This window comes from Flavobacterium fragile (assembly GCF_023634865.1).
Classification (GTDB): domain Bacteria; phylum Bacteroidota; class Bacteroidia; order Flavobacteriales; family Flavobacteriaceae; genus Flavobacterium; species Flavobacterium fragile.
Genome location: NZ_JAMLJN010000006.1, coordinates 180,890 through 206,403, shown reverse-complemented (window position 1 = coordinate 206,403; position 25,514 = coordinate 180,890). Strand labels below are relative to the sequence as shown.

The window sequence follows — 25,514 nt, the reverse complement described above, 5'->3', positions numbered from 1 at the left end:
TTAATAGTAATTTATTTTTCTAATTTCCGTTATGTACTTAGAGTTTGTTCCATAACCTAAATATGGAATATGCTTTTCTAAAACTCTTTTTGTCCAATTACCATATGAATCATATTCTAAATAAACTATTGAATACATAAGTTTATCATTACCATTATCCACAACAAAAACTAGACTATCATTTTTTTTTGTATTTAGAATCGTTTTAAAATTTTGTTTGTCGTAAATAAAATCTTCATTTTTCCCTGATTCATATCCAGACCAACTCCCATTTAAATCATAAGAAAACTTTGTAAATCTTTCATCTATTATTATGTTAGACATTCCATATGATTTGGTATAATTTTTAATTGAAAGCGAAGTGTTATTAAAAATATATTTTATCCATTTTTCTTCTTTTGAAGTAGTCATATCAATTGTAAGTGTATCTTCGTTTCTAACTCTTATGGGTGTAGTTTTAAGCCTAGGTCTTTCAAATTCACCTTCTGCATAATGTGTATTTATTGACTGAACAAAACCTTTCTTGTCGAATAAAATATTTTGATAATCTACATATTTTGAATATTTCTCAAATGAAAATTCTTTTGCATCGTAGTCACCAATAACAATAACAACTATAAATGCAAAATCTTTTACAGGTCCTTTTAAATTGAAAAATTCTAAATCATTTTTATCAAAAATTTCAATTTCTTTCTTTTGGACACTTGTAAAAAACAAAATAGCAAATCCACTAAATAATATTATTTTTTTCATTTTTTGAACTTAAATTATTCATTTTTTTTTACACCCAATATATCATAAATACCTGTTAGGAACATCCATAACGATAAAAAACAATCCTAACCCGTATAAATCATTTCTACTTCCTTTTGACAAAGTAAGAAGAAAAATCATTAATCCCAGTCCAAAAAGCATTAAAATACCCCCTGAAAGTTTTCTTAATCCAGATAAATCAGCATTTTTAACAAAAACTTCTTTTAGTGTGATTGCTAAAATTATACCTTCAAAAAACAAGAACAGAGTGTAAAACAACTCTTCTATTTTTAAACCCCCGATTAATAAAACATATCCGGGAAAGAATATCAAAAAAAGGTGAAAATGAATTTTGAAGCTAACCAAAACAAATTGGAATCTAAATACATCTTTTTCATATTACTTATATTTATTTTCTAATCCATCTGAACTTGGCCATCCAATAGTGTAATAAAAATCCATTTCTAAAGTTTCATAAATTTTCATAAACAATAAGGCTCTTTCAACAGAATATGCTGTGAATTGTGTTTTACTAGAACACTCCACATTTACAAGATAATATGTTCTATTGTTGATTATTTTCGGCTCGATTTTCAACTCAGTTTCCTGCATCATTTTCCATTCGCATCTGTGTCTCCAAACACCATTTTCTTCAATTGCTTTTTCAACTTCTTTAATTTGTTTTGGATCAACTTTGAATTTATCATAATTAACAAATAAGGCACTTGACTTATTATTGTTTCTATTTCTTATAGTTACTATCAAACTAATTACTATAAATAGTAAAAAAATTATTATTCCTATTAAAAATGTTGTCATGTTTATGATATTTAGTTTGATTTGTATATTCTATTAAAATAATTATTAATTAAAACTCTATTTTACGATTTATGATTGATTGCATGTCAAAGGTTGAAATTGGCATAAAAGAATTATCAAAGGCATTTTTAATTGCATAGCGCATTTAGACTTAAAAATAGTGAAAGGAGTAAAAAAGTGTAAAATTTTTCCATTATTGTTTTTTGTTTTTCTTAAAATTCTATGCACGATTAATTTAGAGCAAAAGGATTCGCTTATTAGGCTTTACTATTCATTGAAATTTTCTACTTTTAAATCATTTTAAACTAAATTCAGATGAGGTAGAAATGGTGCATAAGCCATCAAATCATTTCTATTGCAATTTATTTAAAAACAAAAAAGTAACCTAATAAGTTACTTTTTTGTTTTTAAATAAACCGCTTATTCTTTTATAAATTTCTTTACTATATGGTCAGTCTTCATAAAATAAATTCCTTTTTGTATGGATGAAACATCAATAGGATTAACAATATCATTAATATTGCCGTGGATAACAACTCTACCGTTAACATCAAAAATTTGAAATTGTTTTCCTAAATATTCAGAATGATTTGATAAATCTAGATGTAAAATATTTTTAACTGGATTTGGATATAACCTAATTGCATTAGTTTCAAAATCATTAGCTGATAAAGTTGTATTATTATATCGAGCTACTGCAATATCATTACCTGTGTAACCTACAGCAATAATTTTATCATCCGATTGAATTGCCATATCAAAAGCCTCATTTGTTGTATTGGTACCAAAAGTAGTTGTTACTTTACCAGAAGTTCCAAATGAAGTATCTACAGTATAATCAGAATTCACTCTAGCCAAGCCAAAAGTTGAACTACTAACAGATGCCACACTTGAACCCACTAATACAATTTTACCTGTACTATCAACGCCAGAACCATAAATAATATCTTTATTTAGTGTAGCAAAATTAAATGATGCTTTTCCTTGAGCAGTAGAACCAGAAGAATTATATAATCCTAAAATGAAATCATATTGTAAATCTGTTAAATAGCCACCTCCAGCAAATAAAAAACTATCATCTGAATTTAAAATCAACGAAAATGATTTGTCATCACCGTTAAATCCTCCATTAGTTACAATTAATCCATCCGTTGAAAATGTTGTATCTAAAGAACCATTACTATTTAATCTACAACCGTAGTGATTAGCACTCCAAGATAAACTTTGTTGATTAATCCAACCTACTGCTGAAATTTTACCATTAGATTTAACTGCTAAATCTTCAATTGTATGAAAGTAAGTCCCATTTCCAGAACCATTAGGCAAGGTTACAATTCCAGTGGTATTAAAATTAGTATCAAGAACACCATTGCTTGTATATCTTGCAATAACACCTTGAGAATTTGTAGAAGTTGCAGAAGATGTTCCACCCACAATTAAATTACCCGTTAAAGCATGAATTTTAATCACTTTAATTTCATCTGCTCTCCCTGAAATAAATTCAGTATAAACTTTTCCTGCAGTTCCAAAAGTTGTATCTAAAGTTCCATTTGATGTAATACGGATAATTGCGGCATTTTTATTACTACCATCATCAGAAAAACCAGCTAAAAGAATATTACCATCTGATAAAAGTGACATAGCATAAGCAACATCATCACTACCCCCTTGTAAATCAAATGTAGCAATACCGTTTGTACCAAATGAAGTATCTAATGTTCCATCCGTATTATATCTAATACAAAAGAAATCTTTTCCTGAAATACTACTGTTGGTAGTTCCTGAAACAAGAATTTTTCCATCAGATTGCAAAACAGTAGCATAAGCAATATCAGCACCCGAATTTATTGATGTTGTTACTTTTCCTCCTGTACCAAAAGAAGTATCCAAACTTCCTCCTTGAGAAAACATACTTAAAGTTGATAATAAAGAAGCAGCTAGTAAAATTTTAATCATTGTACGTTATTTTTATATTTATATATACAAAATAACCAATATCAAAATTTACTCACAATACGTATAAACACGTAAATTTTAAAAGTAAAACAAAATATTTTGTAATACTATTGTAGAATAAAATATCAAAAGATGACCTTATTTTAGTGCAAGGCAATTAAGAGCCACGCAGTGGAAATCGCATGTTAGCAGGGGTATTGTTGTGTGTTATTTTTTTATTCTTTTTTTAAACCAACCGCATCTTTTCTGATTTCTAAAAGCCAAGATTTCTTGTATCTCTTTTTAAGGTGTTTAAAAGTTAGCTTGTTGTATTTTTTTAAATAATCGTTTTTGTAATTACCAATTAAAGAATATTTCACATTATATTTTTGTTCAAATTCTAAATCTTCTTTGTTGAAATCATAAAACGTCAATTCTGAAACATAAATAACAAAAACATTGTTTTTAGCATTTTTTTTAAAATTGTATTTTGGGTTATCTATGTTTTCAATATCTTTTTTTGTTACAATTGTTGTTGCTTCCAACTTTTTAATTCTTGGAGTATAATATGCTGGATCAAATGATTCATGTATAGGATCAATTTCAAATAATTTCACCTGAACTTCTTGCTTATCTACTTTTATTTTTTGAGTTTTCATACCCGTGAAACTAAATACCAAAGTATCATTTAAAGAAACTTTTAAAACATAATTTCCATCTATATCAGTATTACAACCTTTGTTGGTTTTATAAATTCGAACTTCTGCTCCAGGAAGTGGTTCTCCTGTTTTACCGTCGGTTACTTTTCCACTTACTGTAATTTGTTGACCAAAAGATAAAATGGTAAAAAAGAAAAATGATATGTAAAGTAATTGTCTCATGTTAACTATCTGTTTACTCGGTTAAAGCTGCATTGTAAGCTTCGATATCGTCTATCCAAATTTGCTGCGCTATTTTCCTCTTTTGCTTTTTGAATTGCAGTTAATGCTACTTTAGATTTTACTGGTGCGACTTCGGGAAAAAGTTCTGCATTCTTATGAAAACTGTTTCTTAAAAGTTTTATTCCTAAGATTACTTCTTCTGATGAAATGTATTGTTGTAAAACTTTACTATATTTTCCTGCAATATAATATTGTGTTGCTCTGTATTGTATTTTTGTAATATACCAATCATAAAAAAAATGCTTCAGTTTTTTGGTTTTGGGATCAAATTTTAAAGCAAAAATTGCTTTTTGATTGATATCTGGAATTTGTCCTCTCAATGAATAATGAGTTTTACTACTTCGAGGCAATACTAATACTGATTGTTTTAAAATTGCCTTATTCTTTAAGTCATTCCAAATTGGCTTTATTATTTCGATGGTTACTTCTGCATTGTCGTATTTTATAACTTGTCCTTCAAAAATTATATCAGCAGTTAGTATTGCTCTACTCTGAGAAACAGCCACAGGTGATTCGCTTTTAACAAAAGACATACTAAAGATAGCAAGTACAATTATTGTTACTTTTTTCATTTTAAATTTTGTATTTGATTTACTCATCCAAATATTCCTTTCCTTCTTTACTCAACCAACCTTTTTTACCATTAGGCAATTCAAAACGAGCAAAGTTTCCTTGAAAATCTTCGAGTTTTTTGTATCTAAATTCTTTATGTAATGGAAAAAGCTTGAATAAATTATTTTTCTTCATCTTATAAAATGGATACTTGAACTCAACAAACTGTAATTCTTGATATTCATTAAAATTATTGAATTCTGAAGATGCGATATTTTTTTTGAAATCTGCATTGTTTGCATAAAAGTTTCCTAAGTAACTCATTCCAAATGTTCCATTATCTCTTTGAAAATAAATTACATTATAACTGAAATCAACCATTTCTGTAATTCTAGTTTTAAAGTTATCAAAATGATAAAATTCTTGATTAGAAGAAATTGTATCTTTTGAATTGTTATTTTCAAAATAGAAATTCTTAATCCCAAATGCATTTGTTAAAGATAAAGTATCTATTTCGGTTGTGTTAGTTTCCAATCCGAAAACATCCATATTTCTTGCTTTCAAAATGAATTTTTCATTTGACTTGGAAATAGCCAATTCATACTTATACTCATGTTGCGGAGCTTCAGGAAGTAAAACTATTGGGTAAGAAAAACCTTTTTTTATTTCTTTACCTGTCCAATCTATCCATTTTAATTTATTCTTTTCAAGAATTTGGATACTTCCTAAATGTCCTTTAGAAGCTTGCACAGGAAACTTGTTTATTTTATTAAATGATAAATTATATAAATCCATTTTATTTTTGTTGAAACACTTAATTATCGAACTTAATACAATTGAATCATATGCTTCTGAAATTAAAATTTCATTATGAATGTTTTTCAACCTAACTTTTTTTGACGGCAATGTATCAACAACAAAAAATTCATCTTCTAAATCATGAAATGCATGTTGCGAAAATTTATAGATTTCTTCATTAGAGATTTTTAATTTTTCAGTTTTAAATTCCTTGCTTTCCGAATCGTATTGATGAATTATTTTATATAATTTATGGGTTGGAATAATAAATAGTTCTTCATTATCATAAGTGTAAATAATTTTTTTATTCTCAAATTCAATGATAATAAATGGCATGTATTCTTCAATATCAGTATACTTATTTTTGTCCTCATACTTATTTGTAAAATAGGCAAAGAAATTCTTATTAATCAAGTACAATTTATATTCATCGTATTTTTTATCATCAATACTAAAACGATCTATATAGTTGAAACTTATTTTCTGTAAATCATTGAAATCATGATTTTCTCTAATATCCGAATAAGAAACTAAAGATTTTCCTTTACAAAACAATTTCAATGATTCTTCTGAAATAGGTTGGAGTTTTGTTTCAATAGATTTCTTTGACTTATTAAAAAGGACATTCAATTTCATTTCAAAAAATTGATTGTCTTTTTTAATAATTATTCCTTTTCCTGGCACAATAAACTGCAATTCTCCTTCGGTAACTTTATAAGTTTGTTGCCCAAAAGATAAAATAGGGAAAAGAGATAATACTATGTAAAGGAGTTTTATCATTATTGAGGTATCTCTAAATTTTCAAATAAAGGACTTAACTTCTTGTTCAGTGTTTTTCCTAAAAACCTTGTTGTGATTTCATTTGATACTTTTACCCACCAAAATCCCTCAGCATTTCTAAATAAGTAAAAATCAGAACCTGGTGTTTCGTCTAATCCACAACCCAAACGATAACCAGGAAATGAAGCTAAAATTTCTAACTTATAGCTCTTGATGATTCGTGTTCCATTACTATATAAATAATTTTTGTCCATAATAAAACCGTTAAAGTATTTTACGGTTTCAACGTCAATGTAATTTATTACAAGTAATCCTTTTTCTCGGTTGTATTGGTAAACATTGTCTTTGTCTATGTAATAATTATTGTCGAGCTTTCTAAAAGTAACAGGATCCGCACTTGTTTTTTTACCATCATGATAAACAGCATCATTATCTTTGGATAGTTTGTAGTCATAAAGTGTCCTTAAAATAGTTTTGCTATTAAGTTGACCTAAACGCACCATATTATTTGGCGTATGTGGTCTGATTTTGCTAATTTCTATCTGTTCAGGTGTTAAGTTCTCATAAAGTGTTTTGGTACTTTCTTCATACGCCTGATTGTTATAATAAACATACAAGCTACTGCCTTCTGTAATTTGTAAATTTTTCCTACTTACATCATCAGTATATTTAAACGGAAATTTATCATACACTACTTTATCTAATTCTTTGTCATAACGTCTTGTGTAAACGCCATTTTTATCATAAACAAAATCCGTAAATCCAAAAGTACCAAAGGTCGCCACGTCAAACTCATTTTTTGATAAAATTTCATTGTATCGAAATAAGGTTTTTCCGTCTGTGATGTAGGCAGAATTGGTATGGTCCCAAACTTTTAATTTGTTAAAGTCAGCTTTGTTTATGGGTAATATTTTAATATCGTCACCAAATGAAGAACTATATACGTTGTTTTTATCTTTAGCATAATGTCGAGAAAGCCCTACTAATGTTTTGGTATCTATATTGGAAATTACTTTATTGTGATAAAGAACCTTTGTAGCTGTTTTTTTCAAGGAGTTATTCACATAAAGTAAAGGTTCGGCTTCCAAGAACACAATTTCTCCATCTTTGTACATATAATTTTTATCATAGAACATTCGATTGTCGTTGTATATTAAATCGGCTGTTGCAAGATCAGCACCTTCAATTTTTTTGTCGAAATAATAAATATTGGAGTTGTCTTTAAAATAAATTCCGCTGTAACTTTTTTTCTGTTGGTCAGATAATCTTGTAAATTCACTCGCATTAAGTTTAGGTAAAACAGTTGTGTTTTTGTAAACCGAAGTATTGGTTTTCCACAACAAATCTTTTTCATTTATGCCTAAAAAAGTAAATCCTGTAGTATCTGTAGCAACAAAATTTCCTTGTACATATACTCCATTTTTATCCAAAGCTATTCCATATTGACCATAATACTTTACTATTTCAAAAGAGGAAATATCTGCATAAAGTATTTTTCGGGTATTACAATCCTGATATATTATATAATTTTCGTTTACATAATAAACAGGTTGCTCTAAAAATTTGCATCCACCATTCATTCCACCTGTTGTGCCAATGGTTAAAGCATCATCTTGTGTTGCTTGTAGCGTGTTTTTTTCTTGCGAATGGCAAGATGTTGCAAATAAAAATGTAATTATGTAAATTAAGATTTTCATGAAATTTGGTATTTGTACGATTTTGGATAAAATAGCACACAATGTGTTTATTTGCGAAATTTTACAACTTTTATGCCAAATTATTAGATAGATTAGCAAAAGTTACTAAATAAAAACAAAGTAACCTAATTCAATTCATATAACAATACGTATAAACACCTAATATAAAATTATTTACAAGTCATCAAGCGTAATAATACGCTCTTTTAAGCCATAGACTACTACTTCAATAAAATTCAAACAACTGGTTTTATCCATAATGGTTTTTCTATGGGTTTCCACCGTTCTTTTACTGATGAAAAGTTGGTCTGCAATTTGCTGACAGGTTAGTCCTTTAGCTGACCAAAAAATGATTTCTTTTTCTCTAGGTGAAAGTAAGTCTTTGTTTATTTGTTGGTCATCATTATTTTGTGTCGCTTTCCAAAGCATTGCTTCTTTAACTACATCAGACAAGGAAATATCAAAATAATAATCTTTCTCTATCATACTCAAAACAGCTTCTTTAAATGAATCAGTTGAAGAATTTTTGGAGAAAAAACCGTTTGCTCCAGATTCGAAGATTTGATGAATGGATTCTTTTGTTGTAAGCTGCGATACAGTTAAAATCTTAATATCAGTATTTAGTTGTTTGATTTTTTTACATAAGGTAAAACCATCCATTAATGGCATTTGAATGTCTAATAAAACCAAATCAACCGTATTGTTTTGTAAGTATTGTAAAAGTAAAGTACCATCATTAGTATCAAAAACTACTTCGATTGTTTCTATTTGTTCTAAAACAAAAATTAGACTTTTACGAAATAATTCGTGATCATCAACAAGGGCAATTTTAAACATTTTATTTTCTTTTTAATTGAATGATGTAAGTATTGGATTTATCATCAGATAATTGTTTCATAGTTGCACCAATACTTTTAATTCTCGACATTATATTTTGTAGACCACCACTATGATTGGCTTCAAAAGTAGAGAAGAAATCAAACGGTATACCGTTATCTGTTATTTTGATTTGTAGCTCTTTTGTTTGACTTTCTATCATTAATTGCACCATTGTTACTTGTCCGTGTTTGAACATGTTTTGGATTAATTCTTGAATTAAACGAAATAAGGCATATTTTTCGTGAGAGCTTAACTCAAAATCATCTAAATCTCCTTTTAAATCGAGCTTTGCATCTGAATGCGTTTGTAAAAATTCGAAATAGACTTCCAGTGCTGGTCTCAATCCTTTTTGGTCTAACAAAGGTGGCATTAACTTTTGACTAATTACTCTAACATTTTCTGTTGTTTGTTGTAACGTATTTTGTAGTAATTGTATATGCGCTTTAAACTTTTCATCTAATACCCCAGTTTCTAATCCTGCTAATGTAAATTTCAAAGCATTTAAATCGCCTTGAACGCCATCATGTAAATCAATAGCAATGCGTTCTCGTTCATTTTTTTCACTTTCAAGAGCTGTTTTTAGCAATAGATTTGCTTCATTTCGCTTCATTTTCATAAAATGATTTTGGTAAAAAAGCACTAAAAACAATAAACCAAAAACTAAAAAAAGCATTATGGCAGTTCCTAAAATAAAGGCAATTTTAATGTCTTTTACTACATCCATTCGAAATTGAAATTAATTGGCTAAAATAGTTGTAAACTAAAGAGTAAAGGTAAGTAATTACACGTAATTATTTTGTCAGTTGTTTTTGAAGCTTCCAAATTCCAACCAATAAAAATGTTTTGTGAACAAGGTTAAAAAAAACATTTAAAATCCAGAAATGAGAAATCAATTCTTTTTGATTTAGATAAATGGTATTTACTAATAAAAACAATACTATAGTACCAGCATAATAGAGAATAAACCCAGAAACAAAATAAAAATTTGGATTTAGAATTAAGGTTTCAAACTCCGAATCCAAAAAAGATTTTTTGAACCACTTAATTGAATAGAAGATTATGAGTAATGTATTTAAAACCCCCAAGTACGCAATATAATCCAATTGCTTTAAATGGGTATGATGACTTACAAAATACAAAAATAAAAAGAGGTATAAAATTGAACTTAATAGCATCATTCGCTTATATTTCATTTTTAAAATAAAGTAATAGAAATATTGGATAGAAAAAAAAGCAAGAAAATCATACACATAAAACCAAACAGCAACATTAATCTTTAACTGAAAAGTAAAAATTATTTCATACAAGCCAGCAATAAAACACAAGTAAATAAAGGGCACTATAGGTTTACTATCTTGAATTATTTTTTTCCTAATCAACCAATAATATAACAAAGGTAATAAGGATTGAAAAAGGGCTATGTAAATTACTATTTGCATTTAAAATTAAATTAATTTAAGGTTTAACCTATAATCTTTAAGAATTGAAATTACACAAGAAAAAAATTAATTTTTTCTTGCCTTCCATATTCCAATAATTAAAACCGTTTTATGAAAAATGTTGAAGAATAAGTTAATTAACCAATAATATTGTAAATGAGAATTGTTATTATGGTAAATTGACTGCGCCAATAAGAATAAAACAACTACACCTGAATAATAAAACAAGAATCCTGTAACAAAATAAAATGTAGGACTATCAGCTAAAGACACTAAAGTTGTTTCCATAAAAACTTTTTTGAACCACTTGATGGAATAAATAAGTATCAATAAAGTTACAAATGAAGTTAAATACGATAAGTAATTCAAATAGTTTTCTATGGTATGATGTATCACTGCATTCGTAAATATTATCAAATACAAACAAGAACTAATCCAAACCAACTTCTTTACTTTTTTATCGAGAACATTATAAAAAAAATATTGAATGGAGAAAAAAGCTAATAAATCATAGGTATAAAACCACGGAATCGTATTAAAACGTAAAATAGTTGTAAAAATAAATTCGTAAAGACCTGCTATAAAACACAAAACAATGAACGGTAAAATTGGTTTAATTTCTTTATTCAATCTACTTTTTGTAAACCAATACACAAAAAGAGGAATTAATGAATATAAAACTGTTATTGCTAAAAGTAATCGCATAAATTTTAATTTACTGTTTTCAAATATATTTATAATTGTTTGGAATTTTCAATAAAGCGCTGTTGATTTGTAAAAAAATACTTCAAGATGTACATGTCTCCGCTATATGCCTTTCTGTTTTATACGGCCTTAATTTTAGGAACAATTCCACTCCTACTCATTTGGAAAAACAACACTAAATTTGATAAAAAAAATCCAATATTCCCTTATGTTGTGGTAGTATTTATTGCCAGTTTTTATGAATATTTTGGAACTTACTTACTGAAAATTAATGCAACCAACTGGTTTATGGTGTACAAAATCTTAGCTATAACCACCTTACAATATTACTTTTATCACATCCTTAATAAAAAACACAAAGCCCTTTTTATAGTTTTTAGTGCCCTTTTTATAGCTACTTTTGTCTACAATCTTCAACATCTTAATGATAAGACCTTTTTAGACATTAGCGCTTATTTAAATGCCATTACGACATGTTTAGTCATTACCTTTTCTATTCTATGGTTCAAACAATTAGAGAAAAAACCAATACAAATAGAAAGAATACAAAATCCTAACGTCTACTTCATAGTAGGCTTACTTTTCATGTATGGTGGTACCATAATTTTATACTTATACGCTAATAATCTGTATTTAACCAATAAAGAATTGTTTTTCACCTCCTGGATGCTAAACTTTTTGCTAAATATTGTTAACAGAACTTTATTAATCGTTGGTGTTTGGAAAATTATTAAACATCGTAAAAATTAAAAATTACGTATTTATACGTATTGACTAAAAATTATGTAAAGTATATTTTTACAAAAATTTTCTAAATTATTTTATATGAAAAAATTATTATTTTTAGTCATTGCCATAGTAAGTATTAGTTTTACCGGATGTTCGAAAGATGACGACAACTCCTCTTCAGCTTCACAAAATGAGTTAATTTTAGGTAGTTGGAGATATTCTCAGGAAGGAACACTTGTAAATGGACAAGAAATTTTAAATAGTTATGATAATGCTGCAACACAATGTGGCTTTGATTATGTAGAATTTAGAAGCAGTTCAGAAATTAAAGAATATATTTATGATACCGATGTTAATTCTAATTGTATGAATTTTTTAAACTCAGGTAATTGGTCAATTTCAGGTAACAATCAATTAAGTATTACTTTTGATAGTAACACTATTATTAATGAAATATTAGTCTTAAATCAAACTACATTAAAAGTAAAATATGCAAGTGGAGGTGTCGCTAGAATAATAGTATTTACAAAAATATAATTTATCTTACTATTTAAAAACTACAAAAGGTTGGAATAAAATTATTCCGACCTTTGTTTTTTAAAATAATTACTTTCAAACCATATTTAAATTTTTTAATGAATAATCTTGAGACATTTAAATCTTTATTCCTTTTTTCTAATATTCTCGGGTATATACCTTTGATTATAAATAGTATAAGAAAAAGAAAAGACAAAAACCAATTCAATAAATACATAAGTATGTATTTATACTTCATAGCCTTAGCTTCACTCTATGAACTTGTTTTTTCTTATTACTTAAAAATAAATGTTGAAATTTGGTTCAAAGTATATTCACTTTTAGAGTTTATCTTAATTCTACAAATTTTTAAAACCCAAAAGAAGGGCCTATATAATTTTCTATATACTTTTTTTACTTTCTTGTTCATTTCAATACTTACGTACGTTACATTTCGGATTCCTGAAAAACATTTCTTGTTTCATGATGCTCTTCTAAATTTTGTAACTTTCTTATTAATCATTTCATTCTCCATTGTTTGGTCTAAAAATATCATAAAATCAAATGAATCATTTCTTTTAAATATACCTTTCTTTTATTTTCTTTCAGGATTAATTATATATTATTCAGGGATTATTTTTCTATCTATATTTAGCTTAGCAATTATAAATTCAAATATGAGTATTAATGAGTATTGGATTATTAATATTATTTTTCTCATCATTCACAGAATCATATTAATTATTATGGTTCTGAAAAAATAATCCATATATAACAAAAAAAGCCACCTCTCAGTGACTTTATATTTATAATTTAACATCAGTTTTTTTTACAATCTTAGAAATTCGTTTTCTTAAATCGCCCATTAATTCTTGTAAAGCACTTTCACACATAGGAAGAATTTTTTCTGGTTTTACTACTGGAACTCCTCCAACCATTACACCGGTTTTCTTAGAGCGTTCGTTTTCATAGAATGCAAAAACTTTTTCACCTGATTTATTATATAAAGCTACTCTAGTTGTAGCTCTCATTTTAATGGTCATGGTACTCCTGGATATACTAATTTAGCTTCCAGTTAAAGTTAAGAATAAAATCTTATTAAACTAGTTCTACCTTTTGATATTTTTATAAGGAAGTTTTATAGATAGTAAAGAACACTATTTTTTAATAAATTTTAAAGTTTCAATAATGTTATTTTCAAAATTAATTATGACATGATATATCCCTTTCTCTAAATTTTCAACACTTATTGAATCAAAATTTTTATCCATAGCAATTACATTTTTACCTAACATATCTATAAAAATAATACTTGTTATTATTTGATTGCTTCTATTTTCAATAGTAATTATATGATTTGATGGATTAGGAAATAATTGCACTTTTACATCTGTATAAAAACTTTCTGAAGACAATGAACAATTATTTGCCATCATTGTTGGTAAAGAGACAATAGTGGCTGGTAAAAAACCATAATTTGCTCCCCAATAATAAATACTATTATCTGTCTTTAAAGCTTCTACATGACTACCTCTAGATACTACCCTTTCCCAATTGTTATCGTTATTAATTTGAGTAGGAATATTTATATTTAATGTAGTACCATTTCCCATTTCATAATTCGAATTATTCCCCCAAGTCCATAAAGTACCATTATTTTTAATAGCATAACTTGAATATGTAGTTGCAAAAATATGTAACCAATCGGTATCTGTTCCAATTTGCGTTGGAATATCTTTATTGATTGTAGTATTGTCACCTAATTCACTAGATGAATTATTACCCCAAGCCCAAATAGTGCCATCATGTTTAAGCGCTAATGTATGATAACCTGTTGAGACTTCTTTCCAATTTGAATCTGTACCCACCTGAATAGGAATCAAGTAATTACCCGAAAATCCTCCAACTCCTAATTTGCCATATAAATTAGAACCCCATACCCATAATGTATTATCTGTTTTAATGGCTGCCGTCATGTCAAAACCTGCATAAATATTTTTCCAATTTGATTCAGTACCAACTTGAGTTGGAACCGTTACATTCAAACTATAAAAACCAAGACCAACATTACTAATATTATTTTGTCCCCAACCCCAAAGTGTACCATTATTCTTTATTGCGAAACTAGTAAACGCTTTTGTAGAAACAGACTGCCAATCATTGTCTGTACCAATTTGTATAGGTATATTTTTCTTAATCGTAGTACCATCTCCTAATTGTCCAGAATTATTACTACCCCAAGCCCAAAGCGTTCCATCTGTTTTAATTGCGATTGTATGCTCACTCCCCGTTGCAATTGCTAGCCAGTTCGACTCTGTACCTATTTGACTAATTGTTGGTCTAATTTGATAAGTACCATCACCTAATTCACCATTATAATTGGCACCCCAACCCCAAAGAGTATTGTCTGATTTTAGCGCTAATACAAAATAATTTCCAGCATCTACATATCTAAAACATTGGGCATTAGAGAATAAAGAGTATACTACAGTTATAAAAAGTAATTTTATTTTCATACTATTTTATTTATATTTTTATTACATTTAAACTAAACGGTAAACATAATCAAATTAAGGCAAAATTTATTCTATTTCCTATACTATTTAACTATCTTGGGTAATTCTATTTTGTAAAACTCTCCTGGAATGTATTCCTGAACCTCATCGACTTCTTTGTATGCCAATTTTAAGAGTTGGTTTGCGTTCCAATCTTCAAAGAAGCCTCCTACTACTTTGGCTTTGTTGTTTTGATATCCTACGTCGATTATGAGTTTCACGGATTGTTTTTTTTATTTTATCAATAATTAAGCCGTAAATTATTTAAGTGCTTAAAACAGATTCGTCCATTATTTTTTTTAAACACTTATTATGGATCTTTACGACTTCTTCTTTGGAGGTTCTAAGGAAGGTGTATTACCCGGTGTGGATTTGTTATCACGTTGGCGTTGGTCTGGTTTACCTGTTGAGGTAGCTATTCTTTTTGGTCCTGGTTTTAGTGGCATACTAATGTTATTTTAATGATTTACTTAAAAATTAATTATTCACATACGATTATGGAATCGAGATTAAGCGGATAATAATTTAATATTCAAATAAATTTGGAATCAACTTATTTATAAAAACATTAAATTCTTCTCCTTTTTTTTCATTTTCAAAATCAACTACATATGCAATACCATCTTTTGTTTGATGAGTAGTGGGTACACCATTCAATTCATAATTTTTTTTATTTATAAGCCCTTTTTTATTTTCGTGTTTATCAGCTAAATTAAATGTTATTGTTCTCATACTATCTATTTTTTACTTTTCTTCTCCTTTACAAACAAACCTGCTGTATATTTCTCATACAATTCAAATAAAAACTCCATACGTTTGGCTTCGCTGGTGAAGGCTTGTTTGCTGTAGGCGGCATCTACGGCTTTGTCTAATTCGTTGTGGGCTTTTACTAAAGCGGGTGGCATGGTTAATGGATTGTATAAATCTGCTAATGAACTAGTAGGAAAAGAAGCTCTAACATCTAAAACATTTTGTGCTTTTTCTTCAATAGTTTTTATTTGTTTTTCGGAAGGATTCTCAGGCCAAGGGTAGTTATTGTAAACAATTTCGTTTGAATATCTGTAACGACTCTCTAATCTACCACAAACTACATTTACCCATGACATATGAAGACTTGACTGAAGAACACCAAAATGGAATAAAGTAACATTCTCAATTGATAAACAAGTATCTCCAACTATATTATCTGGAGAAAGATAACCAAAAGGTATGTATTTCCTGTTTTCAGATGAATGTCTTGGTATTAAGATATAATTAGTTTTAGGTTGTCTAATTTCTCCAAATAAAGAAGGATATAAAGCTAATTTTCTGGTAGCTTCTCTTGAACTACTTGCACGTAGTTTTTCAACAGCTTTTACTTTTTGTAGAGCTAAAGGCATTAAACTCCAATCTTTTGGGTTTACATTTTCAAACCAATAGCAGTATTTTTCTTGACCATTTAGAAATTCTTGTGCCCCAATAAATGGTTTTATGTATTCAATTGATTTAGGTTCAATTGATTTAATTTCTTCTATATCATTTTCGTTAATGAAAAAATTCCCTCCATCATTAGGCATATTTCCAAACGAAATTTCTGGTATATTACAAATAGGCTTTCTTCTCTTTTCAATAAAAATGTCTTTAGCATCTACCAAATAAGGGTTTATATTTTTAACTTGAATAGCTTGTGGTTCACCTTTAATGTCCTCGTATTCAAAAAGGACTTTGTTTTTAATATCAAAATTAGCAAACCCCACAATTATACAATATACTGCCGCATTTCCTTTGGCTTCATTGCTCCATTTAAAAGTGCGATGCGCAAAGTGAATTTTAACACCATATTTATTTAACATTTGTCCCCAAAGAATACTCGTTTGCTCTCCTTGAACAATCGAATTAGTAGAAACAAACGCTGTTTTTATTTTTGTATTATGAATGTATTTAGCAGCTTTTAAATACCATCCCGAAACATAATCTAAAACTCCACAACCTTTACTGTTATCAAACTCTTTAATAATTTGATTTCTTTGGAATTGGCTCATGATTTTTGAACCAATGAAAGGTGGATTTCCAATAATGTATGAAAGTTGATTTTTAGCTACAACATCTTCCCAGTTTACTTCCAGAGCGTCACCATGCACAATTTTAGCTGATTTTTTCAATGGTAAACGTGCAAAGTATTGACCAAATTCATTACTAATTAGCATGTTCATTTGGTGGTCAATTAACCACATGGCTACTTCGGCAATACGTGCTGGAAATTCTTCATATTCAATACCGCACATCATGTCTACATCGAGCCAAATGATATCGCTGATGTCTAAAACTCCTTGTCCTGATTTGTAAGTAGCTCGTAATACTTCTAATTCTAACAAACGTAATTCACGATAAGTAATTACTAAGAAATTACCGCAACCACACGCAGGGTCTAAGAATTTGAGTTGGCTAATTTTCTTATGGAATTCAGGTAATTTGTTTTTATTTCCTTTGATACTTTCAAACTCTGCCCACAATTCATCTAAAAATAATGGCTTTATTAGTTTTAAGATATTGCTTTCACTGGTGTAATGTGCTCCTAAGTTTCTTCGTTCTTTTGGATTCATTACGCTTTGAAACATAGAACCAAAAATAGCCGGCGAAATTTTACTCCAATCGATGTAGCAACAATCTAATAAAGCTTGGCGCATTTTGCTATCAAAACTTGCCATTGGCAAAATTTCTTCAAAGAGTTTACCATTTACATACGGAAACTCGTTTAACTGCTCGTCTAAGTTTTTAAATCGTTTTTCAATTGGTGTGTTTAAAACCTGGAAAAGTTCTTGAATTTTGGATGCTAAATCGCTTCCATCTTCGGCAGTTCTATTTTCCACATAATCTTGAAATTGTTGTTTGTTAAAAATCGTAGTATCCTCAGCAAACAAACAGAATAAAATCCGAACTAAATACACTTCTAACGGATGCCCTTCGTACCCAATTTCTTCTAATCGGTCGTGCAGTTTCCCCATTAATTCAGCTGCTTTGATATTGGCAGGGTCTTGTTCTTTGTATGTTTTCTTTTGATAGCCTAAAAGATAGCCAAAGCTTTGCACATTGAGAACTAGTTCGTCAATTGTGAATTCTAAAGTGGTTTGTTCTTCGGTATCGTATAATCTAAAAATGTGGAAATCGCACACCAAAACGTATTTTGGGAGTTCGTTTTGTTTTAAACCGTGTGTATAATCAATTGCTTGTTGAAATGCTTTGTCGAGGTTTTTACCACGACTTTTCATTTCGACTAGAATAGTCCCTTTCCAAAGTAAATCTATGTAACCATCGGCATCTGATAGTTTTTTTACTCGGTGTTCAAATGTTCCTATCTTCTTACGAGTGATTCCAAAGACATCGAAAAAAGCGTCTAAAAATGGTTTTGCATCGGCTTCTTCATTAGTGGTATCTTTCCATTCTTTTGAAAACTTAACTGCTCTATCTTTTATCTCATTCCAGCTTAACGCCATTTGTATTTAGTTTTAATTGTAGTATAATTCCCAAACATAACGAAAAAAAAGCACCTGTACAACCCTTGGAACTAACTGAATTTGATATCAACTAAAAATAGTGGGTTACAATTGGGAGCTAAAGTAATCTAAGGATTTTATTAAATAACAAGGAAATCCACATTCTCGTTAAATTCATTTGCAAACGCATTTGTAGTTTCTTTGAAAGTAAAAGAGCACTTCGTCATTGTTGAGGGCAAGTTGGCAAACGTTGTAAAGGGCTTGTTTGCAAAACATCTCAATTACTAGTTGTACCTTAAATGTAACCTTAATCTGAATACGCAGATTTTTAGTAAATCCTTTTTTAAAATCAAGTCTTTTGAATAAAAAAGTCCCCTACAACCCAGAAAAAAACTGTTTTGTAACGCAGAAAAGAAACAGTATTTTGGTCACAAAAGAAAACCCTTGCAGTGGTAAACTTTTCAAAATAAAAATATTAACCCAAGACAACAAACAAAAGAGAAATGGGTAACTAAAAAACAACCAACCCTTTTTGTTCCGGCAATACAGGCAACCACTCCCCCTCCTGCAGTGAAAAAAACGAAAAACGATACATAGACAACAAAACTCCTCCAGGAGCAACAACAGGCAGAACAAAAGAAACTTTTGAATTTAATGGCTCCATTTGCCAAGTGGTTCGCTCCAAATACCCTGTCAAGCTATCAAAATCAAAAAAAAGATACTGCACACAAAAACCCAAATACCCATTAGAAACCTCTAACAACTCCTCTGGAACGGTCACTAGCAAACCCTCGGGTGTAACTTGCAATTGTAATTTAAAATCGGGTGTAAAAGCATAGCCTTTCATAACATTTTGAGCCTCGCTAGTGGCCAAAGCAGTTTTCAAGTTCCTATTACCACGATCATGAAGCGTATCATAGACCAATACACTTCGCATTTTCTTGGTCAAGTTATTCACCACTTGCAAATTATTGTGCAGCGTTAAACCATCTGCCACAACCTGCCGTATTGCCTTACATGTTTTGCTCAACAATCCAAATTCACTAGCATTTTGTAAACAAAGAGCATACTTAGCCTTTTGCTTCAATCCCTTACTAGTAAACCCAGAATTCGCCCTAACAATCAATTGATCGTCTAATCGATAAACAACATAATTGCCTATGCGTTTGGGAATTTTACCTTCAAATGATGTAATTTTAGCCATAATCGTGTTGTAATAGGTTGGTATTTACTTCGTATTTAGTTCGTAGTTGGTTCGTAGTTGTAGTACCCCTGCTTTTCAAAATTAAGCTATTTATTTGCAAAAAAACACCATTTTACAAACAAATTATAAACAAAACAAAAAGAAAAAATAAACACATAGAGCATAGTTACTGTATAGATACTCCATACTAACGGTATACATACGTAATGGTTGTAGTACCCTAGTAAAAGAAAAGAAACCAAAATAAAAGCGTATAGAAAAAATTATTAGTAATGCAATCGGGAAATCATATTGAGTCAATAACGAATAAAATAATGGAAAAACTTAAGGTAATATTGCTTTATACTAAAAAGAGCCCCGAAGCGCTATGATATAAAATCAACCTAATTGCATTTAAAAGAAGAATTATTTCTTGAATTAAATTAGATTTTAATTATCATTTTAATTAAAATATTAAAAATCAAAAACATAACAAAAAAATTTGTCCCCTATTTATCTTTATTTGTCCCCCCTTTACAGAGAAAATTTCTTATGTTTTCTAATATTTTTGCCGAAATATTTTTAGGCTATGCAAGTTCACTGAAAAGTTAGTTGAGAATAAAATCAAAAATGACCAACCGAAAATAGTGTTCTAGTCCTTTAAAATATTTTGTCAATCTTGAAAAAAAGTGACTCAAATCAATTATTATAAATCATAAAAATTAAATTAAAATTTACTATGTTAAAAAAGTACCTTTTTGTATTGCCATTTACTTTGGCAGGCTTAGCATCGATTGGACAAACTATTTCAGAAAATAGAGCGCTCAATTCTGTTCCTGCAACACATTTAAACTTTGATGGAGGTAATGACTATATAAGTATAGCAAGCATTCCTAATCCCACTGGTAGTTTTACTATTGAAGCTATGGCTAAACTGGAGACAAAAGGTTACAGGACTATTTTTTCAAAAATTGCCAATGGCTATTATGGCTTTACCCTATCTTATAATCTTAACAATGATAAAATGATTGCCACAATTGGTTCAGGTAACAGCTGGTCAGATGTGCAGTCGTTATCCGCTTGGAATTTAAATCAATGGTATCATGTTGCTTTAGTGTATGATGCTACATCGGGTTCCATGACATATTATCAAGATGGAGTAATACAAGGCACTGCCACTATTTCTCCGGCTTATTCATCTACTACATTTAAAATAGGAGATGATGCTTGGACAGAATTATGGGATGGCGACATAGATGAAGTTCGCATTTGGAATGTAGCACGTACAACAGCAGAAATACAAAACGCAATGAATTGCGAATTAAGCAATCCGACTTCCCAAGTAGGTTTGGTCGCTTATTACCAATTTAACCAAGGATTTGATTCCACTGATAATACAACTATAACAACTTTAACGGATAGTTCTGTTTCGGGATTTACGGGAACATTAAATAATTTTACCCTAAACGGAATAACCTCGAACTGGTTGGCTAGCTCTAGTATAATAACAGGAACTACTTGTTCGGCTTTAAGTTCAAATAATTTTGAATACGAAGTATTAGAACTAAAAGTGTATCCCAACCCCTCTTCAGATATTTTTCAAATACAAATTCAGGAAGATATTCAGTTAGAAATATTTGACGTAATGGGGAAAATGGTTTTACAAAAAAAAGCACATACCGGAACTACATCTATTAACCTTTCAGAGTATGCTCCAGGCATTTATTTGTTGAAAGTAAAGAATACTTATGGGAAAACTAAAGTCGCTAAAATTGTAAAAAAGTAACAAGACGAATTGATTTTGAGTATTCCTATTAATTCGTTATTAAATGGATTAATAGGAATACTTTTTTTTGTAAGTTTTGATCTCTGTAAAAAGAAATAAATTCAATTTTGATTTGTAAACACAGAGAGTTTAGTAGAGACTGAATTTTGTTCAGGCTATAAATAAGATTGAGGATATAAAAAAAATAATGACAAAAAAACAATTAGAAACAATTTAGCAAGGTTTTTTAAATGTATACTAGTTCAAGAATAACACAGAAAGGATAAAAACTTTTATATTTTGATAAATTTTAAATTGATTGTTGACTAAATGTGGGCTAGGATTAGAAATAAAAAACCCTAACTAATTGATAATCAATCGTTAGGGTTTTAATTCTGCGGAGAAAGAGGGATTTGTATCACTCTTTACTAGCCTTTATTTAAAAGGTATTTTGTAGAATAATTATCTAGGGTCTCGATTTTAAACCTCAAAAAAAACATTCTTTTTTGACAAATCTTAATACACAAATATAGTAAAATCTTTTGTACTAGCTGTTTAAAAAATAAACTTAGTTATAGTATAACAATTATAACATGTTCATATTTTAATCCCGTGTATTCACAAAACTCATCTATACTTACAAGACTGTTTTTAGGCTTTCTAAGCGACTTTCTTATCTGATTTAATATTCTTGTACTTTGACGATAACTTTTACCTGTAATGCGTTGTATGTCCTTTGGATAAATACAAACTCTTTTTGGTATTTGATTCATACTTTAACATTGCTTTTGATTTGGTTTTGAGATATCTTAAAGATACTTAATTAATGTTTTCATTTAACGTCGATTGATGGGCTAGCTTTAAGTGTTTTTAGGACTTTTTAGGACAAATGTGTTGGTTTAGGACATTTGGTATGGGGTGAGGTTTTTTGATGGTTTTTGTGTGGGAAATTTGCCCTGTAATTATTTCAGAAAGTGTTGCAACCGAGTTTTGAATGATTTATGAAAGTGAAAGAATGTTGAACTAAAATTTTGAAGTTATGGCTAGACAGAAAGGCATAATTAAGTTAAAAGGTACTATCGGGGATATTACTTTTTATAAGACGCAGGATGGGCATTTGGCTCGTGAAAAAGGTGGCATTGAGGCAAGTAGAATTGCTAGTGACCCTGCGTTTCAAAGAACGCGTGAGAACGGTTCTGAATTTGGTAGAGCAGGGAAGGCTGGTAAGCTTTTAAGAACTGCTTTACGTCCATTGTTGTTAAATTCTGCTGATGGTAGAATGGTGAGTCGTTTGACGCAACAAATGGTAAAGGTTATCCAGATGGATGCTGTGAGTGAGAGAGGATTACGTAATGTAATTGATGGCGAAATTGAATTGGTTCTTGGTTTTGAATTTAATATTCGTGGAAAATTAGGAACTTCTTTGTTTGCTCCTTTTACTACGGATATTGACCGAGTAGCTGGAACTTTGGATGTTAGTATTCCTGCTTTTATTCCTGCGAATATGATTGCTGCTCCGAGTGGAACTACTCACTTTAAAGTGATTTCTGGAGGTGCTGCAATTGACTTTACTGGAGAATCGTATGAAGTGGCTACTTCTGAAACTGCGATTTTACCTTGGGATGCTACGGCTACGGCAGTGATTAACTTGAGTAATGCGGTGACTGCGAACTCTACTCACCCACTTGTTTTGGCTCTTGGTGTGGAGTTTTACCAACAAATTAATGGGCAAATGTATCCATTGAAAAATGGAGCTTTTAACCCGTTATCGATTGTTGCTGTTGACGGAGGCGTTTAATAGTGGTCAGTGATCAGTTTTAAGTGGTCAGTATGATACTGTTTTTAACTAGAACTTATTTCCCTGAAGGAACAAATGGAAAATTGGAATGTGAAGGCAAATTGATTAGTTATACAATTGAATTGCCGTGGAAACGAAATGAACGTGGGATTTCCTGTATTCCGGAAGGGAAATATTTTATTAGAAAGCGATATAGTGCGAAATACAAATGGCATTTGGAATTGGTGGATGTGCCGAACAGAACTTATATTTTGATACATCCAGCCAATAATGCGCAAAAGGAATTGCGTGGTTGTATTGCTCCTGTTACGAAACTTTCTGGACCTGGATTAGGTTTACTATCTAGAAAAGCTTTTACAAAGTTGAAAGACTTAGTTTATAAAGCTTTGGATAACAAAGAAAGTGTGGAATTGATTGTACAATAGTGATTCCCGATTAGTCGGGGAATGACATAAAAAGAAAGATTATGAATGTAGTAGAACGTGCTAAGGCACCCACTCCGAAATTTTTTAAGGTGTTGCGCACCATTGGATTAGCCTTATTAGCAGTAAGTGGAAGTATTGTAGCTGCTCCAGTTGCTTTACCTGCTGTTGTTGTAACCGTTGCGGGTTATGCTGCCGTTGCAGGCGGTGTTTTATCGGCAGTAAGCCAAATTACTGTTGATGACACCCTTCGACAAGCTCAGGATGACACCCGAGGCAACAAAAAAGATGAGGTTAAGCCCGAAACTGACGTTGGACGGAATGGATAATTCATTAACTTTGAAGGCAGGAACTTTTGGAGGATTTGCTTTGAGTGTTATACCCAATTTAACCTCAGCAGATGTCTTTAAAACAATAGTTTTAGCCTTTATTGGAGCAGTAGTGAGTTTTGGTGTTACGTTGTTTTTAAAACACCTAACCTCAAAAAAGAAATAAGCTCAGTTTTGATTGGTAACCTTTACTGAGTATGAGAAAGCCTGAACAAAATTCAGGCTTTTTTTCTATTTTTTGTGGAATAATATAAACTACATTAATATGTCACACATGCAATAAATAGTGTAATCATTAAATTAAAAAAATCTTAAATACTGAAAAAAAATATTTACAACAAAATTGTTGAGTGTGATGTTTATAAAAATATTAAAATTTATAAATAAATGCCATTTTCATTAGTTTTAATCCAATTTCTGAGTTCTGAATAATTATCATTGTAAATTTTAGATAAATCTATTTTATTATCTTCAATATCTTCATCAAAAAGATTTACAATACCACTTGTGTTAAATTTTCCATAAACAACAAAATTTTGTAAACCATTTTCATTGTAATAAAACTTGCATTCAGTAATAAAAGGAAGTTTACAGTTCAATTCATCAAAAATTTGAAGTGTTTTTTCCCAAGTAATAGCTTTATGAATTATCAATTTTCCTGAATAAAAATCTAATCTTTCAATTTTTATTCTAAAAGCTTTTGAGTTAATCCTCTCATTTATTTCAATTAAACGACAAGGAATTATATAAACAGTTTTTGTTTCACTTTTAAAGTTTTCAATTCTTTTAATTGGTTTTATCAAACGTAAATCTAAATCATTCATTGTCATGTTTTTGTTCAAAAATAAAAAAAAAACTAAATTATCTAACCAATTACAATAAAAAAGCCTAGACAAATTAGTCCAGGCTTACTTTTATTTGCTTCTATACCTCATCATAATGGCGTTTTTGAGTTCGTTGATGAGGTGGATGTTTTTATTGAAATGGTTTTCCTGCTCTTGCAACAGCTTTAGTGCTTGGATGTTTTTTTTGTGCTGCTCGTGTTCTCGCATTAATCGGGTTGCTTTTGGATTGAATTCTTTTTTGAATTCATAGAGGGATAAGAACGGAATAACCGAACCGCGAAGAAAAGGCATCCAGAATTTGGATTTCCATAGGCTCATGGCTATCCAAAAGATGTCCTCTTTTTGAGCTTCGGTTTGAAATACAAGTACAAAGCTGTTTGTAAAAGGTTCATTGCTTGGTTTTCCGCTATTCAGTCCTTTTGATAATACGAAAAAGTGCGGTTTGGCATAGTGCGACCCAGGTTGGTGGGTTTTGATAAAAATTGTGTCCATAGTTCAAGGATTTAACAGGTTAACTTCCTTCGTATTTCCTTCGTGATTGCCCGAAATGTGAATGGAAACCGAGATGCCCCACACACATTTTTGCAAAAGAAAAAAGGAA

Annotated in this window: 27 protein-coding genes; 8 read left to right on the top strand and 19 right to left on the bottom strand. The window is 29.8% G+C overall.

What is annotated here, in order from left to right; all coding sequences use genetic code 11:
* The 11 genes from NAT47_RS09065 to NAT47_RS09015 form a co-directional block, all read right to left on the bottom strand.
* Complete coding sequence (locus tag NAT47_RS09065; RefSeq protein WP_250582078.1) at window positions 1–753, bottom strand: hypothetical protein; 753 nt, start codon at window positions 751–753, stop codon at window positions 1–3.
* A 42-nt stretch (window positions 754–795) separates the two neighbouring features.
* Complete coding sequence (locus tag NAT47_RS09060; protein ID WP_250582077.1) at window positions 796–1,032, bottom strand: hypothetical protein; 237 nt, start codon at window positions 1,030–1,032, stop codon at window positions 796–798.
* A gap of 120 nt (window positions 1,033–1,152) precedes the next feature.
* Window positions 1,153–1,572, bottom strand: a complete 420-nt coding sequence (locus tag NAT47_RS09055; RefSeq protein ID WP_250582076.1) for a hypothetical protein — start codon at window positions 1,570–1,572, stop codon at window positions 1,153–1,155.
* A gap of 420 nt (window positions 1,573–1,992) precedes the next feature.
* Window positions 1,993–3,528, bottom strand: coding sequence for a T9SS type A sorting domain-containing protein (locus tag NAT47_RS09050; protein ID WP_250582075.1), 1,536 nt, complete (start codon window positions 3,526–3,528; stop codon window positions 1,993–1,995).
* A 215-nt stretch (window positions 3,529–3,743) separates the two neighbouring features.
* Window positions 3,744–4,388 carry a carboxypeptidase-like regulatory domain-containing protein gene (locus tag NAT47_RS09045; RefSeq protein ID WP_250582074.1) on the bottom strand — a complete coding sequence of 215 codons (645 nt, stop codon included), beginning with the start codon at window positions 4,386–4,388 and terminating at the stop codon, window positions 3,744–3,746.
* A gap of 5 nt (window positions 4,389–4,393) precedes the next feature.
* Window positions 4,394–5,020: a hypothetical protein gene (locus NAT47_RS09040; protein WP_250582073.1), complete on the bottom strand. Its 627-nt coding sequence runs from the start codon at window positions 5,018–5,020 to the stop codon at window positions 4,394–4,396.
* A 19-nt stretch (window positions 5,021–5,039) separates the two neighbouring features.
* Complete coding sequence (locus NAT47_RS09035) at window positions 5,040–6,578, bottom strand: hypothetical protein (RefSeq protein ID WP_250582072.1); 1,539 nt, start codon at window positions 6,576–6,578, stop codon at window positions 5,040–5,042.
* Window positions 6,578–8,275 carry a DKNYY domain-containing protein gene (locus NAT47_RS09030; RefSeq protein ID WP_250582071.1) on the bottom strand — a complete coding sequence of 566 codons (1,698 nt, stop codon included), beginning with the start codon at window positions 8,273–8,275 and terminating at the stop codon, window positions 6,578–6,580. Before NAT47_RS09030 ends, NAT47_RS09035 begins: the two co-directional genes overlap by 1 nt.
* Before the next feature lie 174 nt (window positions 8,276–8,449).
* Window positions 8,450–9,112 carry a response regulator transcription factor gene (locus tag NAT47_RS09025; protein WP_250582070.1) on the bottom strand — a complete coding sequence of 221 codons (663 nt, stop codon included), beginning with the start codon at window positions 9,110–9,112 and terminating at the stop codon, window positions 8,450–8,452.
* A 1-nt stretch (window position 9,113) separates the two neighbouring features.
* Entirely contained in the window at window positions 9,114–9,878 is a 765-nt protein-coding gene (locus NAT47_RS09020; protein ID WP_250582069.1) for a sensor histidine kinase, read from the bottom strand.
* A 781-nt stretch (window positions 9,879–10,659) separates the two neighbouring features.
* The gene (locus NAT47_RS09015; RefSeq protein WP_250582068.1) at window positions 10,660–11,298 is read right to left on the bottom strand and encodes a hypothetical protein; all 639 of its coding nucleotides are present in this window, start codon (window positions 11,296–11,298) and stop codon (window positions 10,660–10,662) included.
* 93 nt (window positions 11,299–11,391) lie between these two features.
* Between NAT47_RS09015 and NAT47_RS09010 the strand changes: the two genes are divergently transcribed.
* Both NAT47_RS09010 and NAT47_RS09005 read left to right on the top strand, forming a co-directional pair.
* Entirely contained in the window at window positions 11,392–12,048 is a 657-nt protein-coding gene (locus NAT47_RS09010) for a hypothetical protein (RefSeq protein WP_250582067.1), read from the top strand.
* 75 nt (window positions 12,049–12,123) lie between these two features.
* Window positions 12,124–12,564 carry a lipocalin family protein gene (locus NAT47_RS09005; protein WP_250582066.1) on the top strand — a complete coding sequence of 147 codons (441 nt, stop codon included), beginning with the start codon at window positions 12,124–12,126 and terminating at the stop codon, window positions 12,562–12,564.
* 785 nt (window positions 12,565–13,349) lie between these two features.
* On the opposite strand, the gene NAT47_RS09000 is transcribed toward NAT47_RS09005, so the two are convergent.
* From NAT47_RS09000 to NAT47_RS08990, 3 genes are all read right to left on the bottom strand, one after another.
* Window positions 13,350–13,574: a hypothetical protein gene (locus NAT47_RS09000; protein ID WP_250582065.1), complete on the bottom strand. Its 225-nt coding sequence runs from the start codon at window positions 13,572–13,574 to the stop codon at window positions 13,350–13,352.
* Between the two features lie 126 nt (window positions 13,575–13,700).
* Window positions 13,701–15,059, bottom strand: a complete 1,359-nt coding sequence (locus NAT47_RS08995; RefSeq protein WP_250582064.1) for an RCC1 domain-containing protein — start codon at window positions 15,057–15,059, stop codon at window positions 13,701–13,703.
* A gap of 83 nt (window positions 15,060–15,142) precedes the next feature.
* Complete coding sequence (locus tag NAT47_RS08990) at window positions 15,143–15,319, bottom strand: hypothetical protein (protein ID WP_250582063.1); 177 nt, start codon at window positions 15,317–15,319, stop codon at window positions 15,143–15,145.
* Between the two features lie 91 nt (window positions 15,320–15,410).
* On the opposite strand from NAT47_RS08990, the gene NAT47_RS08985 reads away from it, so the two are divergent.
* Window positions 15,411–15,560, top strand: coding sequence for a hypothetical protein (locus tag NAT47_RS08985; protein WP_250582096.1), 150 nt, complete (start codon window positions 15,411–15,413; stop codon window positions 15,558–15,560).
* A gap of 63 nt (window positions 15,561–15,623) precedes the next feature.
* Here the strand turns inward: NAT47_RS08985 and NAT47_RS08980 are convergent, their stop codons facing one another.
* From NAT47_RS08980 to NAT47_RS08970, 3 genes are all read right to left on the bottom strand, one after another.
* Entirely contained in the window at window positions 15,624–15,830 is a 207-nt protein-coding gene (locus tag NAT47_RS08980) for a hypothetical protein (protein ID WP_250582062.1), read from the bottom strand.
* A gap of 5 nt (window positions 15,831–15,835) precedes the next feature.
* Window positions 15,836–18,571, bottom strand: coding sequence for a class I SAM-dependent DNA methyltransferase (locus NAT47_RS08975; protein WP_250582061.1), 2,736 nt, complete (start codon window positions 18,569–18,571; stop codon window positions 15,836–15,838).
* A 511-nt stretch (window positions 18,572–19,082) separates the two neighbouring features.
* Complete coding sequence (locus NAT47_RS08970) at window positions 19,083–19,775, bottom strand: hypothetical protein (protein ID WP_250582060.1); 693 nt, start codon at window positions 19,773–19,775, stop codon at window positions 19,083–19,085.
* 718 nt (window positions 19,776–20,493) lie between these two features.
* Here NAT47_RS08970 and NAT47_RS08965 point away from each other — a divergent pair.
* The 5 genes from NAT47_RS08965 to NAT47_RS08940 all read left to right on the top strand — a co-directional run bounded on the left by NAT47_RS08965 (window position 20,494) and on the right by NAT47_RS08940 (window position 24,234).
* Window positions 20,494–21,540, top strand: coding sequence for a LamG-like jellyroll fold domain-containing protein (locus NAT47_RS08965; RefSeq protein WP_250582059.1), 1,047 nt, complete (start codon window positions 20,494–20,496; stop codon window positions 21,538–21,540).
* A 1,018-nt stretch (window positions 21,541–22,558) separates the two neighbouring features.
* Complete coding sequence (locus NAT47_RS08955; protein ID WP_250582057.1) at window positions 22,559–23,317, top strand: hypothetical protein; 759 nt, start codon at window positions 22,559–22,561, stop codon at window positions 23,315–23,317.
* 32 nt (window positions 23,318–23,349) lie between these two features.
* Window positions 23,350–23,742, top strand: a complete 393-nt coding sequence (locus tag NAT47_RS08950) for a DUF5675 family protein (RefSeq protein WP_250582056.1) — start codon at window positions 23,350–23,352, stop codon at window positions 23,740–23,742.
* Window positions 23,743–23,783: 41 nt separating this feature from the next.
* Window positions 23,784–24,068, top strand: a complete 285-nt coding sequence (locus NAT47_RS08945) for a hypothetical protein (RefSeq protein WP_250582055.1) — start codon at window positions 23,784–23,786, stop codon at window positions 24,066–24,068.
* Window positions 24,061–24,234, top strand: a complete 174-nt coding sequence (locus NAT47_RS08940; RefSeq protein ID WP_250582054.1) for a hypothetical protein — start codon at window positions 24,061–24,063, stop codon at window positions 24,232–24,234. The genes NAT47_RS08945 and NAT47_RS08940 overlap by 8 nt, the downstream gene beginning before the upstream one ends.
* A 211-nt stretch (window positions 24,235–24,445) precedes the next feature.
* On the opposite strand, the gene NAT47_RS08935 is transcribed toward NAT47_RS08940, so the two are convergent.
* The gene (locus NAT47_RS08935) at window positions 24,446–24,892 is read right to left on the bottom strand and encodes a hypothetical protein (protein WP_250582053.1); all 447 of its coding nucleotides are present in this window, start codon (window positions 24,890–24,892) and stop codon (window positions 24,446–24,448) included.
* A gap of 90 nt (window positions 24,893–24,982) precedes the next feature.
* Entirely contained in the window at window positions 24,983–25,405 is a 423-nt protein-coding gene (locus tag NAT47_RS08930) for a DUF6943 family protein (protein ID WP_250582052.1), read from the bottom strand.
* Between the last annotated feature and the right edge of the window lie 109 nt (window positions 25,406–25,514).

Coding starts and splice junctions, on each gene's coding strand:
- NAT47_RS08955 (WP_250582057.1), top strand. CDS start 22,559: ATGGCTAGACAGAAAGGCATAATTAAGTTAAAAGGTACTATCGGGGAT.
- NAT47_RS09045 (WP_250582074.1), bottom strand. CDS start 4,388: ATGAGACAATTACTTTACATATCATTTTTCTTTTTTACCATTTTATCT.
- NAT47_RS08965 (WP_250582059.1), top strand. CDS start 20,494: ATGTTAAAAAAGTACCTTTTTGTATTGCCATTTACTTTGGCAGGCTTA.
- NAT47_RS08950 (WP_250582056.1), top strand. CDS start 23,350: ATGATACTGTTTTTAACTAGAACTTATTTCCCTGAAGGAACAAATGGA.
- NAT47_RS09030 (WP_250582071.1), bottom strand. CDS start 8,275: ATGAAAATCTTAATTTACATAATTACATTTTTATTTGCAACATCTTGC.
- NAT47_RS08985 (WP_250582096.1), top strand. CDS start 15,411: ATGGATCTTTACGACTTCTTCTTTGGAGGTTCTAAGGAAGGTGTATTA.
- NAT47_RS09015 (WP_250582068.1), bottom strand. CDS start 11,298: ATGCGATTACTTTTAGCAATAACAGTTTTATATTCATTAATTCCTCTT.
- NAT47_RS09025 (WP_250582070.1), bottom strand. CDS start 9,112: ATGTTTAAAATTGCCCTTGTTGATGATCACGAATTATTTCGTAAAAGT.
- NAT47_RS08940 (WP_250582054.1), top strand. CDS start 24,061: ATGGATAATTCATTAACTTTGAAGGCAGGAACTTTTGGAGGATTTGCT.
- NAT47_RS08945 (WP_250582055.1), top strand. CDS start 23,784: ATGAATGTAGTAGAACGTGCTAAGGCACCCACTCCGAAATTTTTTAAG.
- NAT47_RS09005 (WP_250582066.1), top strand. CDS start 12,124: ATGAAAAAATTATTATTTTTAGTCATTGCCATAGTAAGTATTAGTTTT.
- NAT47_RS09035 (WP_250582072.1), bottom strand. CDS start 6,578: ATGATAAAACTCCTTTACATAGTATTATCTCTTTTCCCTATTTTATCT.
- NAT47_RS08980 (WP_250582062.1), bottom strand. CDS start 15,830: ATGAGAACAATAACATTTAATTTAGCTGATAAACACGAAAATAAAAAA.
- NAT47_RS08935 (WP_250582053.1), bottom strand. CDS start 24,892: ATGAATGATTTAGATTTACGTTTGATAAAACCAATTAAAAGAATTGAA.
- NAT47_RS09020 (WP_250582069.1), bottom strand. CDS start 9,878: ATGGATGTAGTAAAAGACATTAAAATTGCCTTTATTTTAGGAACTGCC.
- NAT47_RS08975 (WP_250582061.1), bottom strand. CDS start 18,571: ATGGCGTTAAGCTGGAATGAGATAAAAGATAGAGCAGTTAAGTTTTCA.
- NAT47_RS09065 (WP_250582078.1), bottom strand. CDS start 753: ATGAAAAAAATAATATTATTTAGTGGATTTGCTATTTTGTTTTTTACA.
- NAT47_RS09000 (WP_250582065.1), bottom strand. CDS start 13,574: ATGAGAGCTACAACTAGAGTAGCTTTATATAATAAATCAGGTGAAAAA.
- NAT47_RS09050 (WP_250582075.1), bottom strand. CDS start 3,528: ATGATTAAAATTTTACTAGCTGCTTCTTTATTATCAACTTTAAGTATG.
- NAT47_RS09010 (WP_250582067.1), top strand. CDS start 11,392: ATGTCTCCGCTATATGCCTTTCTGTTTTATACGGCCTTAATTTTAGGA.
- NAT47_RS08930 (WP_250582052.1), bottom strand. CDS start 25,405: ATGGACACAATTTTTATCAAAACCCACCAACCTGGGTCGCACTATGCC.
- NAT47_RS08995 (WP_250582064.1), bottom strand. CDS start 15,059: ATGAAAATAAAATTACTTTTTATAACTGTAGTATACTCTTTATTCTCT.
- NAT47_RS09040 (WP_250582073.1), bottom strand. CDS start 5,020: ATGAAAAAAGTAACAATAATTGTACTTGCTATCTTTAGTATGTCTTTT.
- NAT47_RS09055 (WP_250582076.1), bottom strand. CDS start 1,572: ATGACAACATTTTTAATAGGAATAATAATTTTTTTACTATTTATAGTA.
- NAT47_RS08970 (WP_250582060.1), bottom strand. CDS start 19,775: ATGGCTAAAATTACATCATTTGAAGGTAAAATTCCCAAACGCATAGGC.